This is a genomic window from Vitreoscilla sp. C1, from assembly GCF_002951955.2.
Taxonomy (GTDB): Bacteria; Pseudomonadota; Gammaproteobacteria; order Burkholderiales; family Neisseriaceae; genus Vitreoscilla; species Vitreoscilla stercoraria.
The window spans coordinates 1-15,328 of the sequence record NZ_CP019644.2; the positions used below are offsets into that span (position 1 = coordinate 1).

11 protein-coding genes and 1 rRNA gene are annotated in these 15,328 nt (G+C 43.4%); 10 read left to right on the forward strand and 2 right to left on the reverse strand.

Annotated elements, in window-relative coordinates; translation table 11 throughout:
* Window positions 1-49 precede the first annotated feature (49 nt).
* The 10 genes from rrf to sugE all read left to right on the forward strand — a co-directional run bounded on the left by rrf (window position 50) and on the right by sugE (window position 14,018).
* A 5S ribosomal RNA gene (gene rrf / locus ADP71_RS00005) occupies window positions 50-163 on the forward strand.
* 250 nt (window positions 164-413) lie between these two features.
* The gene (locus tag ADP71_RS00010; protein ID WP_171460793.1) at window positions 414-4,142 is read left to right on the forward strand and encodes a pilus assembly protein; all 3,729 of its coding nucleotides are present in this window, start codon (window positions 414-416) and stop codon (window positions 4,140-4,142) included.
* A 236-nt stretch (window positions 4,143-4,378) separates the two neighbouring features.
* Complete coding sequence (gene carA, locus ADP71_RS00015) at window positions 4,379-5,506, forward strand: glutamine-hydrolyzing carbamoyl-phosphate synthase small subunit (protein ID WP_104931204.1); 1,128 nt, start codon at window positions 4,379-4,381, stop codon at window positions 5,504-5,506.
* A gap of 20 nt (window positions 5,507-5,526) precedes the next feature.
* Window positions 5,527-6,417 (forward strand): PhzF family phenazine biosynthesis protein, encoded by an 891-nt coding sequence (locus ADP71_RS00020; protein WP_019958188.1) that lies wholly within the window; start codon window positions 5,527-5,529, stop codon window positions 6,415-6,417.
* Between the two features lies 1 nt (window position 6,418).
* Window positions 6,419-7,069 carry a leucine efflux protein LeuE gene (gene leuE, locus ADP71_RS00025; RefSeq protein WP_019958189.1) on the forward strand — a complete coding sequence of 217 codons (651 nt, stop codon included), beginning with the start codon at window positions 6,419-6,421 and terminating at the stop codon, window positions 7,067-7,069.
* 59 nt (window positions 7,070-7,128) lie between these two features.
* A complete protein-coding gene (gene carB / locus ADP71_RS00030) occupies window positions 7,129-10,338 on the forward strand; it encodes a carbamoyl-phosphate synthase large subunit (protein ID WP_019958190.1) in 3,210 nt (1,069 codons plus the stop codon).
* 81 nt (window positions 10,339-10,419) lie between these two features.
* Window positions 10,420-11,091: a nicotinamide riboside transporter PnuC gene (gene pnuC / locus ADP71_RS00035; RefSeq protein WP_019958191.1), complete on the forward strand. Its 672-nt coding sequence runs from the start codon at window positions 10,420-10,422 to the stop codon at window positions 11,089-11,091.
* A gap of 140 nt (window positions 11,092-11,231) precedes the next feature.
* The gene (locus tag ADP71_RS00040) at window positions 11,232-12,185 is read left to right on the forward strand and encodes an NUDIX hydrolase (RefSeq protein ID WP_019958192.1); all 954 of its coding nucleotides are present in this window, start codon (window positions 11,232-11,234) and stop codon (window positions 12,183-12,185) included.
* Between the two features lie 164 nt (window positions 12,186-12,349).
* A complete protein-coding gene (niaP, locus tag ADP71_RS00045) occupies window positions 12,350-13,669 on the forward strand; it encodes a niacin transporter NiaP (RefSeq protein ID WP_026353525.1) in 1,320 nt (439 codons plus the stop codon).
* Window positions 13,670-13,703: 34 nt separating this feature from the next.
* Window positions 13,704-14,018: a quaternary ammonium compound efflux SMR transporter SugE gene (gene sugE / locus ADP71_RS00050; RefSeq protein WP_104931206.1), complete on the forward strand. Its 315-nt coding sequence runs from the start codon at window positions 13,704-13,706 to the stop codon at window positions 14,016-14,018.
* A 55-nt stretch (window positions 14,019-14,073) separates the two neighbouring features.
* Here sugE and ADP71_RS00055 read toward each other — a convergent pair whose 3' ends face one another.
* Window positions 14,074-14,754, reverse strand: coding sequence for a hypothetical protein (locus tag ADP71_RS00055; RefSeq protein ID WP_026353526.1), 681 nt, complete (start codon window positions 14,752-14,754; stop codon window positions 14,074-14,076).
* Between the two features lie 244 nt (window positions 14,755-14,998).
* Complete coding sequence (locus ADP71_RS00060; RefSeq protein WP_019958196.1) at window positions 14,999-15,298, reverse strand: hypothetical protein; 300 nt, start codon at window positions 15,296-15,298, stop codon at window positions 14,999-15,001.
* Between the last annotated feature and the right edge of the window lie 30 nt (window positions 15,299-15,328).

Below are 15,328 nucleotides of genomic sequence, written 5' to 3' on the forward strand. Positions count from 1 at the left end.
TATTTCAAAGCTCTGTAATACAGACGGCTTTCTGATTTTAAAGTTTATGTTTGACGACCATAGCGAGTTGGTCCCACGCCTTCCCATCCCGAACAGGACCGTGAAACGACTTAGCGCCGATGATAGTGTGGATTACCCATGTGAAAGTAGGTCATCGTCAAACGCCCCATTCTAAAGCCCTGATGCAAACGCATCAGGGCTTTATTCATTCTTAAAGATAGCTTTAAATATAATACACATTCATATAAACAAGCGTCCTGTAAACTTTACAGGACGCTTGTTGGTTTATAAGCCTTAATATTAAGTTGCCGTAAAGCCTTAATTACATACCATTAAAATGGGTATTAATTTTAATTGATGTAGTAAGCATATAATTCTTATAATGGAAGAATTATTATTAGGGGTGGTGTGTTATGGCTAACATAAAGAAAAATGTGTTATTAATGGTTCCGATTGTGGGGAGTGTTTTAACAATCAATATGGCCTATGCCGCTACCAGTGTTTCTATAGGTAATCAGCCATTATCTGGTATTACTATGGAATCCAAGTCTAATATTTTCTTGGCACTGTCGGTGGAATTCCCAACGGCGGGTGCTGCTTATAATGATAATCAATTGGATCCAGTAGAGTTAACGACCCGATATCGGGGGTATTTTGATCCAGCCAAATGCTATGTTGTATCAGGAACAAATACGGGTCGTTATTTTGAGCCCAAAGGCTTGGCTGTATTGAAAAGTGGCATTTATGAGTGTAATCAAGGTTCGACTACTAATGAATACAGCGGCAATGTTTTAAACTGGGCAACCATGTCGGCATTGGATGTTTACCGATCTGAAATGACAGGTGGTAATAGAGCATTAGGTGTGGGTACCAGTAATTCAGCATATGAAGATGGTGATACCAATGCTTTGACTTATTTGCGTCGCGCCAGAGTTTACGATGGTCAAAATCGAAATTCAGGTGGCTATGGCAAATTTCCTGATCGTCGTGTAGTAGTTGGGCGTGATCAAATGAAGCGTTTGGTGCCACATGATGTGATTTATAATTTGAGCGGTGGTCAGGCAAGTAGTTTGCGAACCGTTATTTTTGACAGCAAAGATTTTTATGTGACTGTAAAGCATTTGGGTCAAAATAATGCAGTGGTGAGTCGCATTACGAATCTTCCAGTGGTGGTACAAGTTTGTAAGCCGAGTTTATTAGAAAACAATTGTGTTGCTTATGCTGCTTCAGGACGCTCTAAGCCTGAAGGTTTGATGCAAAACTACCGTGATAAGATGAATTTTGCCTCTTTCGGTTATTTGAATATTGCCGGCAATAATATTAATGGTGGTGTATTGCGTTCTAAATTGGCTTCGATTGTGAATGAATACAATCAAAATACAGGGCAATTTGTGATTAATCCTTTTCCAAGCGCAGACAGCTTTGGTGCTGAGGTGACCAATAGTGGTTCTATCAATTATCTGAACAAATTTGGTGATGAAAATGGCTATAAGACCAATGACCCTGTGGCCGAACTGTATTATACGGTTTTGCGTTATATCCGTAATAAAGGCTATGTTGGTGGAAACACGCGCAGTACAGCATGGTTACCTAATAATTTAACCAAGCAGCAAAAAGACAATTTCCCAGTCATTGATTTTTTTGGTCCAAGTAACGATCCGTTTAAAAATGCCAATGGAACATTGAATCCTGATACCGTTTGTAGCCCTAATACCATTATGGTGATTGGTGATACCAATACACATGCTGATAGGGATTTGCCTGGTATGGGTCAAACTAATTCACCAACAGATGATGATATTCCTACTCCCGAGTTTATCGACAAGTTGAAGAAGGCTGAGTTGGCTTACATTGGGGCTGCGGCAAATGCTACATTTATGGACAATGCTTATAATACGGGCATGGGTTCCTCAAACAGTGGTGCTGGTTTGCCTGCTTTGGCTTATTGGGCCAATACCGAAAATGTGCGGCCTGATTTATTAAGCAATTTGCGTAAGCCATTAAATTTAAAAACCTTTATGATTGACGTTTTGGAGAATGGATCTTATAAGGCTGAGAATGGTAATGGTCCGCAATGGATTCGAAATTCTTATTATTTGGCAGGTAAATACGGTGGATTTACAGATCAAAATGGCGATAAAGTTCCCAATCGAGATCGTTTGACTGAGTGGACGAATGATACGCCGCCGGGAGATTTGAGTATTTCTCAATATACCTGGGGAACACCAAAAAACTTTGCATTAGCCAATGACCCAGATTCGATGGTGGAGGCTTTGCAAAAAGCATTTAATTCTGTTCAAGGCTCGGAAGATGCATCGCAAACCGGTGTTGCTACCAGTGTGGGTGCTGATTTGTTTGATATTGACAATGATCGCGTTGTGCGTGCGTCATATAAAGACAGTAATTGGTCTGGTGATGTAGTTGGTTTTCAATTGATGAGAGGTGGTAATGGTTCGTTGGAAGGGAATAATGCTACTGAATGGAGCGCCAATAGTTTATTGAGGGATAATAACAATCGTCGCATCTTTGCCAATAATGGTAGTGGTGTTTATGAATTTACCATTGCCAATGCAGGCCAATTCAATACGCAGTTAAATACAACCAATGCGGCTAATTTGATTGGCTATATGCGAGGTGAAACTACTAATGAAGGCAGTGCTGTTGGTCAATTACGCCCGCGAAGTGGTGATAAATTGGGTACAGTGGTGAATTCACAAGTGGTATCTATTCCAACACCTAAAGCCGCACCAACGGGCTGTACCTATGCGGATACTGCGACATTGGCTCGTACAGGTATGTATGGTTTCGCATCTAATGATGGCATGTACCATATGCTAGATGCTGATGGTCGTGAAATTTATGCTTATATTCCATCAACAGCATTGTCAAAATTAAATGCATATGCAACAAATGGTTATCAACACCAATATATCAATGATGGTTTGAGTACTTATGCTGAGGTATGTTATGCCTCTGGTGACGGTGGTGCGCGCAGTGTGGTTGTCGGTTCTACTGGCCGTGGTGGTCGTTCGATTTATGCATTAGATGTCACCAATTTATCTAATCCAGGTGCCAATAATACTTTGTGGGAATTCAGTGCAACCCATGACAGTGATTTTGGTCACTTTATAGGTAAGCCTGTTTTGACCAAAGATCGCAGCGGTAAACCTGTGGTTGTGGTGACGAGTGGTTATAATGGCAACAGTAACAATGGTTATTTGTATGTGTTAGATGTGAATAAAACCGGCTCTTGGGTAGAGGGCGTAAATTATCAAAAAATTGCTTTAGGTACTGGAGGTGTCGGTTCGCCATTTGTCTATGATGCTGATAACAATGGGATTGCGGATGCTGTGTATGTGGGTGATTTGGATGGTAAATTATGGAAGGTAAATTTGACGGCAGATAACAGTTGGGTCAAAGCATTTAACGGTTTGCCATTGTTCAGTGTTCCTAATAGTGATGCCAATAACCCAGGTACGGGTATTACGGCTACGCCATTTGTACAAGTCACCCGTGGTCGTTTGACTGTATTTTTTGGTACAGGACGCTATTTGGATGAAACTGACTTTAATTTGAGTTCGCAGAATTACGCATATGGTATTTTTGATACTGGTGAAGCGATTACCAACCCTGATACCCAGTTATTGAATCAAACCATTGATACGACACCTGTAGCAGGACGTAATGATTTGTGGTTATTGTCGAGCAATGCTTTAGAAGGCCATCATTTAGGTTGGAGAATCACTTTAAGACAAGGGCAAATGATTGTCGATCAAGCCAATGTTCAAAGCAAACGAGCTGTGTTCTTTAATGTCTTTACACCAATGCCTGCTGCCAACTGTTTGGTGACCAGTACCACGTTCTTATTGGGCGCTGATGTGCGCAGTGGTGCACAATATGAAGAGCCATTGTTTGACGTGAATCGCGATGGTGTTGTGGATGAGAATGATGCGGTAGGTGGATTTTTTCAATTAGGCGAAATGTTAGGACCTGTTGGCACGATGATCCAAACAGAAGATGGTCGAGTGTTGTATATTGTGATTGGTTCAGATGGTCAATTACATGTACTTGATTTGAATCCATTGGCAGTTCCACCAAGTAACTTGAAATACAAGCGTTTATCATGGCGTGAAATCTTCTAACGCTGCGGCAAAAAAAGCCACCTTGAAAATAGGGTGGCTTTTTGATTGCTTAAAATCTGTAAATTCAGTAAAATAGCTTGCTTCTAAGGCATGTCGACCATGCCAAAAAAGCACGTAACACAATTTTTGAACAATTGTGGGGCGTGTTTTTTTTTAGCCTCAGTTTGCCTTGCTTCAAAAGAATACAATACAAACAATATATTATGTGTTTGTGATGAATAAGAATGGAATCAAACATGACAACGACCGCTGCAATTTTGGTTTTGGCTGACGGTAGTACTTTTCATGGTCAATCGATTGGCTATGAAGGTAGTACTGTAGGTGAGGTGGTATTCAATACTGCTATGACCGGCTATCAAGAAATTTTAACTGACCCATCCTATACCAAACAAATGGTCACTTTGACCTATCCACACATTGGCAATACTGGTTGCAACAATGAAGACACTGAATCTAAAGAAGTGTATGCAGCTGGTTTGATTATTCGTGATTTGCCTATTGTGGCCAGTAATTTTCGCTCAGAAATCAATTTACAAGACTATTTAATTGCGAATAAAACCGTCGCAATTGCTGATATTGACACGCGTCGTTTGACGCGTATTTTGCGTGATAAAGGCGCACAAGCGGGCTGTATCATGACGGGTCATGATTTGGATGAAGCCAAAGCGTTGGAATTGGCAAAATCATTCGGCTCTATGGCGGGCAAAGATTTGGCTAAAGAAGTCACTTGTAACCAATCATACGAATGGACACAAGGCGAATGGACTTTGGAACAAGGCTTCACCCAGCCTGAAAGCCAGCCTTACCATGTGGTGGCGTATGATTTTGGTGTGAAAACCAATATTCTGCGTATGTTGGCTGAGCGTGGTTGTCGTTTGACTGTGGTGCCTGCACAAACGCCTGCCAAAGATGTGTTGGATTTGAATCCAGATGGCGTGTTCTTATCTAATGGTCCAGGCGACCCTGAGCCATGTGATTATGCGATTGCGGCGATTCAAGAAATTTTGGCGACTCAAAAACCTGTATTTGGCATTTGTTTGGGTCACCAATTATTGGGTTTGGCAGTTGGTGCCAAAACACGCAAAATGGCTTTCGGTCATCATGGTGCTAACCATCCAGTACAAGACATTGATGCTGGTAAAGTGATGATTACCAGTCAGAACCATGGTTTTGAAGTGGATGAATCTAGTTTGCCTGCCAATGTGCGTGTGACGCATCGCTCGTTGTTTGATGGTTCAGTACAAGGTATTGAATTGACCAATCAAGAGGCATTCTCTTTCCAAGGTCACCCAGAGGCTAGTCCAGGTCCACATGATGTGGCTTATTTGTTTGACCGTTTTATTGCAGCTATGGCTGCGAAATAAGATAAGAGCGTCCTGTAACCATGAATACGGTGTCTGCGTTATTGGCTTTAAGTGATTATGCTTTTGTGTTGGTGAATGTGTTTGCACCCAACCATTTTGCAGGCAACCCCTTGGCGGTCTTTCCACATGCCGATGGGGTGAGCGATATGGACATGCAAGCTTTGGCCAAGCAAACGAATTTGGCTGCCACAGTGTTTGCTTTTAACAGCACTTCTGCTGCTGCCAAATTGCGTATTTTTACGCCAGATTGCGAATTGCCATTTGCAGGACACCCTGTGATTGGCGCTGCACGGGTTTTGGATCAGCTCAAGCGCCTGCCCGCTCAATTTCAGTTTGAAACCGAAGCAGGGTTGGTGCAAATTGAACGTCATAAAATGCGTTATACCTTTACGTGTGCGCAAGGCAGTTGTGATGAAGTGCAAACGCAGGCAATTCCTGAATTGCTAGCGGCATTGGGCATGGATGAATTGGCTTTATCTAGCAGCCCATGTTGGGTCAATACAGGCAGCGAACAGCTTTTATTGGAAGTGAGTCAAACGGCAGTTTTAGACGGTCTGAAACCTGATGTTGAGAAATTGTCCACTTGGTTTGCACAACAAGGCAAACGTGTAGCGGTGTATTTGTGGCACGAGAAAAACCGTTATGTCAGAGTGCGTTTTTTCAGTGTGACCAAAAACCAATTGATAGAAAACATTGGAGCAGGTACAGCTTGTGCCAATTTGGGTACTTGGTGTTTGATGCAAGGCTTGAATGATGTGAATTGGAATGTGTTGCAAGGCGATTATCTAGGTCGCCCCAATCGCTTGTTCTTGCGCACAGATGAGGCCAATTGTATTCACGTCGGCGGCGAAACCATCATTGTCGGTCACGGCAGTATGAGCGTGCCACAGACTAAAAACGAGGATTATTGAGATGTTGGGTGTGGTGGATTTACCGACTTATGTCTTGGGTGTGATTGCAATTATTTTGCTACCTGGCCCCAATTCCATGTTTTGTTTGACTGTGGGCGCACAATACGGTGTTGCCAAAGGTTATCAAGCGATTGCTGCGGTCTTTTTGGGCGATTTGGTGTTGATGACATTGGCAGCTTTGGGTGCTGCATCTGTGATGGTGCAATATCCTGCTGTGTTCAATGTGGTGAAATATGTTGGTGGTGCTTACCTAGCTTATCTGAGCATTCGCATGATGATTGGTGCTGTAAAAGGTTGGATGAAACCTGCCAAGCAACTGGACGAGCCTATTGAGCCTGCTTTGTCTTCACCGAATGTCTTTGGTCGTGCTTTGATTTTGAGTTTGCTGAATCCCAAAGCGATTTTGTTTTTCATTTCTTTTTTCGTGCAGTTTGTTGACCCTAATTATCCACATCCCGTGGTGAGTTTTGCGGTGTTGGCTTCGATTTTACAAATCGTGAGTTTGACTTATTTGACAGTCTTGATTTTTGCGGGTGCGCATTTGGTGCGTTGGTTCCGCAGCCGTCAAAAAGTGGCCGCAGCAGGATTGGCATCGGTAGGTGCTTTGTTTATGAGTTTCGCAGTGAAATTGTGGACTGCCACAATTGCTTAATGAGATTTTGAAAATGTACAGGACGCTTGAAGCGTCCTGAAAGATGATAAGAGATTACTATGCCTAAACGTACCGATATAAAAACCATTTTGATCATTGGCGCAGGTCCAATTGTGATTGGTCAAGCGTGTGAGTTTGACTATTCTGGCGCACAAGCATGTAAAGCTTTGCGTGAAGAAGGTTATAAAGTGGTGTTGGTGAATTCTAATCCAGCGACCATCATGACCGATCCTGAAATGGCTGATGTGACTTACATCGAGCCGATTCGTTGGCAAACGGTTGAGCAAATCATTGCCAAAGAGCGTCCTGATGCGATTTTGCCAACAATGGGCGGTCAAACAGCATTGAACTGTGCTTTGGATTTGGCTCGCAATGGCGTGTTGGCGAAATACAATGTGGAATTGATTGGCGCAACAGAAGATGCCATCGACAAAGCCGAAGACCGTGGTCGCTTCAAATTGGCGATGGAAAAAATTGGCTTAAAATGTCCTAAATCTTTTGTGTGTCACACCATGGAAGCGGCATTGGCAGCGCAAGCAGAAGTGGCTTATCCTACTTTGATTCGTCCATCGTTCACCATGGGTGGTTCGGGTGGCGGTATTGCTTACAACAAAGAAGAATTTTTGGAAATTTGTGAGCGTGGTTTTGATGCGTCTCCAACGCACGAATTGTTGATTGAACAATCGATTTTGGGTTGGAAAGAATACGAGATGGAAGTGGTACGCGACAAAGCGGACAACTGCATCATCATTTGTTCTATCGAAAACTTCGACCCTTGTGGCGTGCATACAGGTGACTCGATTACTGTTGCGCCAGCGCAAACTTTGACTGATAAAGAATACCAAATCATGCGTAACGCTTCTTTGGCGGTATTGCGTGAAATCGGTGTGGATACAGGTGGCTCAAACGTACAGTTTGCAACCAATCCTGAAACAGGCGAAATGATTGTCATCGAGATGAACCCACGCGTGTCACGTTCATCTGCTTTGGCGTCTAAAGCCACAGGTTTCCCAATTGCCAAAGTCGCTGCCAAATTGGCAGTAGGTTTTACTTTGGATGAATTGAGCAACGACATTACAGGCGGCCGTACGCCTGCGTCTTTTGAACCATCAATCGACTATGTTGTGACCAAAATCCCTCGTTTTGCATTTGAAAAATTCCCAGCAGCCGATGACCGTTTGACCACACAAATGAAATCTGTGGGCGAAGTGATGGCGATGGGTCGCACGATTCAAGAATCGATGCAAAAAGCATTGCGTGGTTTGGAAACAGGTTTGTGTGGTTTCAATCCTCGTTCGACTGACAAAGCAGAAATCATGCGCGAAGTTGCGGTGCCTGGTCCTGAGCGCATTTTGTTTGTGGCTGACGCATTCCGTATTGGCATGAGCTTGGAAGAAATTTTCGAAATCAGCAAAATCGACCCTTGGTTCTTGGCGCAATTGCGTGATTTGATTGAAGAAGAAAACAAAGTGGCGGCAGGTTCTTTGCAAGACTTGGATTATGCTAACTTGCGTCGCTTGAAACGCAAAGGCTTCTCAGACCAACGTTTGTCACAATTGTTGAACGTGTCTGAAACAGCTGTGCGTGAACACCGTCATGGTTTGAAATTGTACCCTGTGTACAAACGTGTGGACACATGTGCTGCTGAGTTTGCAACCGATACCGCTTACATGTACTCAACTTACGAAGAAGAGTGTGAAGCCAATCCAAGCGACCGCAAAAAAATCATGATTTTGGGCGGTGGTCCTAACCGTATTGGTCAAGGCATTGAGTTTGACTACTGCTGTGTGCATGCGGCTTTGGCTTTGCGTGAAAGCGGTTTTGAAACCATCATGGTTAACTGTAACCCTGAAACGGTTTCAACTGACTTTGATACTTCAGACCGCTTGTATTTCGAACCGTTGACTTTGGAAGACGTGTTGGAAATTGTGAAAGTCGAACAACCTTATGGTTTGATTGTACATTACGGTGGCCAAACACCATTGAAATTGGCGAACGCTTTGGTTGAAAACGGCGTGAACATCATTGGTACATCTGCTGACAGCATTGATGCTGCCGAAGACCGTGAACGTTTCCAACAAATCTTGAAAGATTTGGGTTTGCGTCAACCTGATAACCGCACGGCACGTACCAACGAAGAAGCGATTGTGTTGGCTGAAGAAATTGGTTATCCATTGGTCGTGCGTCCATCGTATGTATTGGGTGGTCGCGCGATGCAAGTGGTGAGCAATGCTGATGAATTAGGCCGCTACATGCGCGAAGCGGTGAGCGTGTCTAATGACAGCCCAGTGTTGTTGGATTTCTTCTTGAACAATGCTATTGAAGTGGATGTGGATTGTATTTCTGACGGTGAACAAGTGGTTATCGGTGGCATCATGCAACACATCGAACAAGCAGGCGTGCACTCTGGTGACTCAGGTTGCTCGATTCCACCTTACTCATTGCCACAAGACATTCAAGACGAAATTCGTCGCCAAACCAAAGAAATGGCTAAGGCTTTGAATGTGGTTGGTTTGATGAACGTGCAGTTTGCGGTTCAAGATGGCGTGGTGTATGTGTTGGAAGTGAATCCTCGTGCTTCTCGTACTGTGCCGTTTGTGAGTAAGGCAACAGGCGTGCCATTGGCAAAAATTGCAGCGCGCGCGATGGCTGGCATTACTTTGAATGAGCAAGAAGCCACCACAGAAGTGATTCCTGACTATTACAGCGTGAAAGAAGCAGTCTTCCCATTCATCAAATTCCCGGGTGTCGACACCATTTTAGGTCCTGAAATGCGCTCAACAGGCGAAGTGATGGGCGTGGGTGTGGATTTCTCTGAGGCGTATTTGAAAGCACAATTGGGTGCTGGTGAGCGCATTCCAACTGTGGGCAAAGTATTCTTGTCTGTGCGTGAGCAAGACAAACAATACGTGGAAAAAACCGCACGCAATTTCCAAGAATTGGGTTATGGTTTGTGTGCCACACGTGGTACAGCGGCTTATTTGAAAGAAAAAGGTTTCATCGTGCAAGTGGTGAACAAAGTCTTGGAAGGTCGCCCGCACATTGTTGACATGATTAAAAATGGCGACATTGCGGTCGTTGTGAACACCGTTTCTCACGAGGCACAATCGATTCAAGACAGCCATTCTATTCGTCGCACCGCTTTGAACAATCGTATTCCTTTGTATACGACGATTGCAGGTGGTGAAGCGATGAGTGAAGGTGTGAAATCTTTGAATGATACCGATGTGTACAGCGTTCAAGAATTGCACGCCCGTTTGCAAAAATAAGTGTTGAACTGATTTGAATCATCACAAGCGTCCTGTAAAAGTTTACAGGACGCTTTTTTCAATGGTTAAAGGAAAGATAGCATGAATGAATGGTTGGCTTTTTTGTGGGCGCCTTATCAAACTTACAGTCGTATTGAAATTTCGGTAGAAGCGTTGGCGGCGGTGTTTGGCGTGGTATCGGTATTACTGGCGCAAAGACGCCATATTTGGGTTTATCCTGTTGGTTTGGTATCGACCATTTTATACAGTTATTTGTTTTTCAAATGGGGTTTGTATGGAGAAGCTCTTATCAATGCTTATTACACCGCCATGTCGGTTTATGGTTGGATTTTATGGCGCCAACACAGTGAGCAAGACCATGTTCATGTGGCGGTGCAATGGGCTAATTTCAAAGATGCGGGCATTGGTGGCGTGATTTGGTTGTGTAGTTTCTTGTTTGTGTTGGCTATTTATTATTTCAGACCATGGATAGAAAGTGGATTTTCTGTGTGGGACATGAATCAACATAGCATACACCATTTGGGTGGCATCGATTTTTTAGATGCATCTATTGCAGCAACGTGTTTTGTGGCGATGTGGTTGCAAGCGCAGCGACGCATCAATCATTGGTATTTGTGGACCATAGCCAATGTGGTGATGGTGCCATTGATGTTTTACAAAGGTTATGGCATTACTGCTTTGCAATATATGGTGTTTGTGGTGTTGGCATGGATTGGTTTGCGTTTGTGGAAACAATCATTGCAAGCGTCCTGAAAAGATTTAAATGTTGCGCTGCAAAAATATTTTTCATTGAGTATAAATTCATTTATAAATATGTTATTTTAATTAAAAATCAAAAATTGACATATCACTGTCAATACCGACATGCTTTTTTTCAAGACTGATGGGACGTAATGAATACGCTAGACAATCAAGAAATACACTGCAAAGACGATGATCAATCTGCGGCAACCGAATTGGTGGCTATTTTGGTCGCTGTAACCAATGGACAAGCACGGGTGTTGACAACCAATCATGGCAATCATTTGCCATCAGGACCTTTGTCACCTTTGCACCGTTCTTTACAAAAAGGGGTGAAAGTTTGGGTAGAAGAACAAACGGCGCAACCTTTGGATTACGTGGAACAGTTGTACACATTTGTCGATACGGCACGTGGTTTGGAGGCGGGGCAATATTGTTTGATGGTCAGCTATTTGGGTCTGGTGAAGGAAATGGATGCCAGCAGCTTAAGTTTGGAAGCCAAATGGTTTGATTGGTATGTTTTTTTTCCATGGGAAGATAGACGCAGCCGTGAAAATGAAGCGCGTTGTAGCCATATTGTTGCGGCGTTGGATGCGTGGATAGAAGCTGCCGAAGACGAAAGCAGCCGCCAATTTCGCCAACAGCGTGTGGACATGTATTGGGGGCGTGGTGAGTGGAATTGGTCGGAAGAATTGGCTTTGCAACGCTATGAATTGATGTATGAAATTGGCTTATTACCAGAATCACCACAATTTCAAGGCGAAGAAATCCCATTTACAGGGCAAAGCATGCAAGGCGATCATCGCCGTATTTTGGCAACAGCTTTGAGTCGTTTGCGTGCGAAAATCAAATACCGTCCGTTGATTTTCGATTTGATGCCACCAACATTTACCTTGTTGCAATTGCAACAAAGCATTGAGGCTTTGGCGGGCTTATTGTTGCACAAGCCTAATTTCCGCCGCTTGATTCAACACCAAGATTTGGTTGAGCCAACAGGCGAAAGCATCATGCAAGACCGTGGTCGTCCTGCACAAATGTACCGTTTCAAACCGAATATTTTGAAAGAACGGGCTTTGGCGCGCGGTAAAATGCCTGTGAATAAGTGAATGATTGATTCAAAATGTTAGCAAACCCCAAGAGTCTATTGAAAGCGTGGTGGTAATAGCCCAAATACAATAGAGAATCAGGCGGTTTGTACAAATTAGGATGTGAGGCGGTAGGCGCAATCACATCCTATTTTTGATGGTTTGAAGAAGGGAAAAGGACAAACATGGATTTGGTCTCACGGGTACAAAGGCTACCCATAGGAAAGTTTCATTACCGTTTGTTGGTGGTAGTCGGCTTGGGTTGGATGTTCGATGCGATGGATACAGGCTTGATTGCTTTTATCATGACACGTTTGGCAGAAGATTGGCAGTTGGCACCAAGCGACAAAGGTTGGATTGTCAGCGTGGGTTTTATTGGCATGGCTTTGGGGGCAGTGATTGCCGGTGCCATTGCCGATAAAGTAGGGCGAAAAACCGTATTTGCAGGGACTTTGGTGGTTTATTCGGTGGCCACCGCTTTGTGTGGTTTGGCACCGAATCTAACGTGGTTATTGGTGTTTCGTTTTATTGTGGGCATTGGTTTGGGTGGGCAATTGCCTGTGGCGGTGACTTTGGTCAGCGAATACGTTCCTGCGCATGTACGAGGACGCTTCATTGTATTGTTGGAAAGCTTTTGGGGCTTAGGTTGGTTGGTGGCGGCTTTGATTGCTTATTTCATCATTCCCAATCACGATTGGCACACGGCTTTTTTGGTCGGTGGATTGCCTGTGTTGTATGTGTTGGTATTGTGGAAATTGGTGCCTGAATCCATTCCGTATTTAATCCATAAAGGACGCTTGGAAGAAGCGCACGCAATTGTATCCAAATTGGAAAAAGAAGCAGGCGTTGAGGTCGTGAAGACAATTGAAATTGCGCCTGTGGCTGAAAAAAAGAATATCAGTTTTGGGCAATTGTGGTCTAAAATCTTTGCTCGTCGTACTTTGATGTTGTGGTTAATTTGGTTTGGTATCGTTTACTCTTATTACGGTATTTTCACATGGTTGCCGAGCTTGTTGGTGCAAAAAGGCTATTCGATTGTGCAATCATTTGAATACACTTTGATTTTGATTTTGGCACAATTGCCAGGCTATGTCGTGGCAGCTTGGTTGGTCGAAAAATGGGGTCGTAAAACCACGTTGGCGGCATTTATGGCAGCGTGTGCGGTGTGTACATTTTTCTTCAGCAGTGCCAATTCTGAAGCGGCTATCATCACTTGGGGTTGCTTGTTGTCTTTCTTTAATTTGGGTGCTTGGGGCGTCCTGTATACCTATACGCCAGAACAATATCCAACCAATATTCGTGCTTTCGGCTCGGGTTGGGCTTCGGCTGTGGGGCGGATGGGCGGTATTTTAGCGCCTATGGTTGTCACCAGCATGATGGTATCACCCAATGGTTTTAGCAATGTGTTTATGATGTTTACAGGTGTTTTGTTTGCAGTAGCGGTGGTAGTGGCTGTGTTAGGCGAAGAAACCAAGGGACGCACTTTGGAATCTATCAGCCAATAAATACCATCATGAAAAAACGGAAAGGTCGTTAAAAATGGCGTGGCTTTTTTTGCTTATCGCAGGCTTGCTAGAAGTGGTATGGGCGACATCGATGAAATATTCAGATGGTTTTAGTCGTTTGTGGCCGAGCGTGTTGACGATTGTGGCGATGATTGCCAGCTTTGCTTTGCTGTCTGCCTCGATGAAAACCTTGCCATTGGGAACGGCTTATACCATTTGGACAGGCATCGGTGCGGTGGGGGCTTTCATTGTTGGCATTTTGTTCTTAGGCGAACACTTGAGTATGATGCGTGTGTTGGCTGCTGTCTTGATAGTCAGTGGTTTGGTTTTGATGAAATTGTCTTCTTGATGGGGATATATGAAAGCGTCCTGTAATATTACAGGACGCTTTTGAATGAATTTTGTTAATCAGATAAAGCCTCTTGCTTTTGTTGCAAAGCGATTTCAGCTTGTTGGATATGGGTAATGGCGTGTAAAAACAATTCCTTGGTTTCAGGTGTTGGAATGTATGCCTGCCCTTGCTCATCATAAACTTGATAGGTAAAACCCTCTTTATTGGTTGCATCTGCATTTAGACGCATCAAAATGCGACCATCGGGCAACAAATAATCTTCGTGAGTGGCTTCGTGTTGTGCGTTGAAAAATTGTTTTTTAAACACTTCACCGCTGGCGTAATACGTTTCTTTGGTGCCAATGGCTTGTCCTTTTTGCAGATGCACCGTGGATTTTTTGCTGCCATCAGGAAAATAAAAAACCACAGTGCCATCGATAAAAGGCAATGTATCCCATTCGTATAGTCCACGTTCATCAAAAATGATAAAAGCATTGGTTTGCGGTGTGTGAGTGTGTTGGTAGAAGTCTTGCACCACCCAATAATGCTGGGCAGTTTTGCCATACAGGGTGCGTCGAAAAGCCGCTTGGTTGTTTTGGGCGGAGTATTGACCATTTTTCTGAAAATACGCCAATGTTTTTTCTTCTGTTTTGACAACTTGTTGTTTGGCATCGGGCGCAACATGGCTTTGACATGCACTTAAAGCCATGACAATCAGGCTTAACAATAAGGCTTTTGAGTACAAATAAAGCATGTTCATTCCTTTCATTGATTCACCATCATTTCAAATACCTATTTTAAGCAATGTGATTTGAAAGACAAACATTTGAGTGTCATGTTTGCTGATGGTTTCTTGATATTGACATGGCTGATTAAAATTAATCTTTTTGAGTGCAACACGATGAAAACTGATTCAAACTGCCTAAACCGGTTTTGCGTACAATGAAAAGCGTCCTGTAAAGTTTACAGGACGCTTGATAATATGTATGGATGGGGGCTTAATTGTATTTCTTTTGACCTGCTTCGCAGCTGTCTTTTTTAGAACCTTTGAATACTTGGTCTAATTGCTGATTGGCTTCGTTGAGCAGTTTGTTTTTGTCGGCGCCACTCAAATTTTGAGCACATTCTTGTTTGAGTTTGTCAGACAAAACTTTGGTTTGTTTTAATTGGTAAGCACAACGTTGTTGATAGCCTTGAGCGGTGTATAAATCACGAGCGATGTCTTGGCAATTGGCCATTGCCATTTGACTGCTACCAATCACTGCTACAGTTAAAATCGCGCTAAATAAAGCTTTCATGGATGTCTCGATGGTTAAAAATGATGGTTA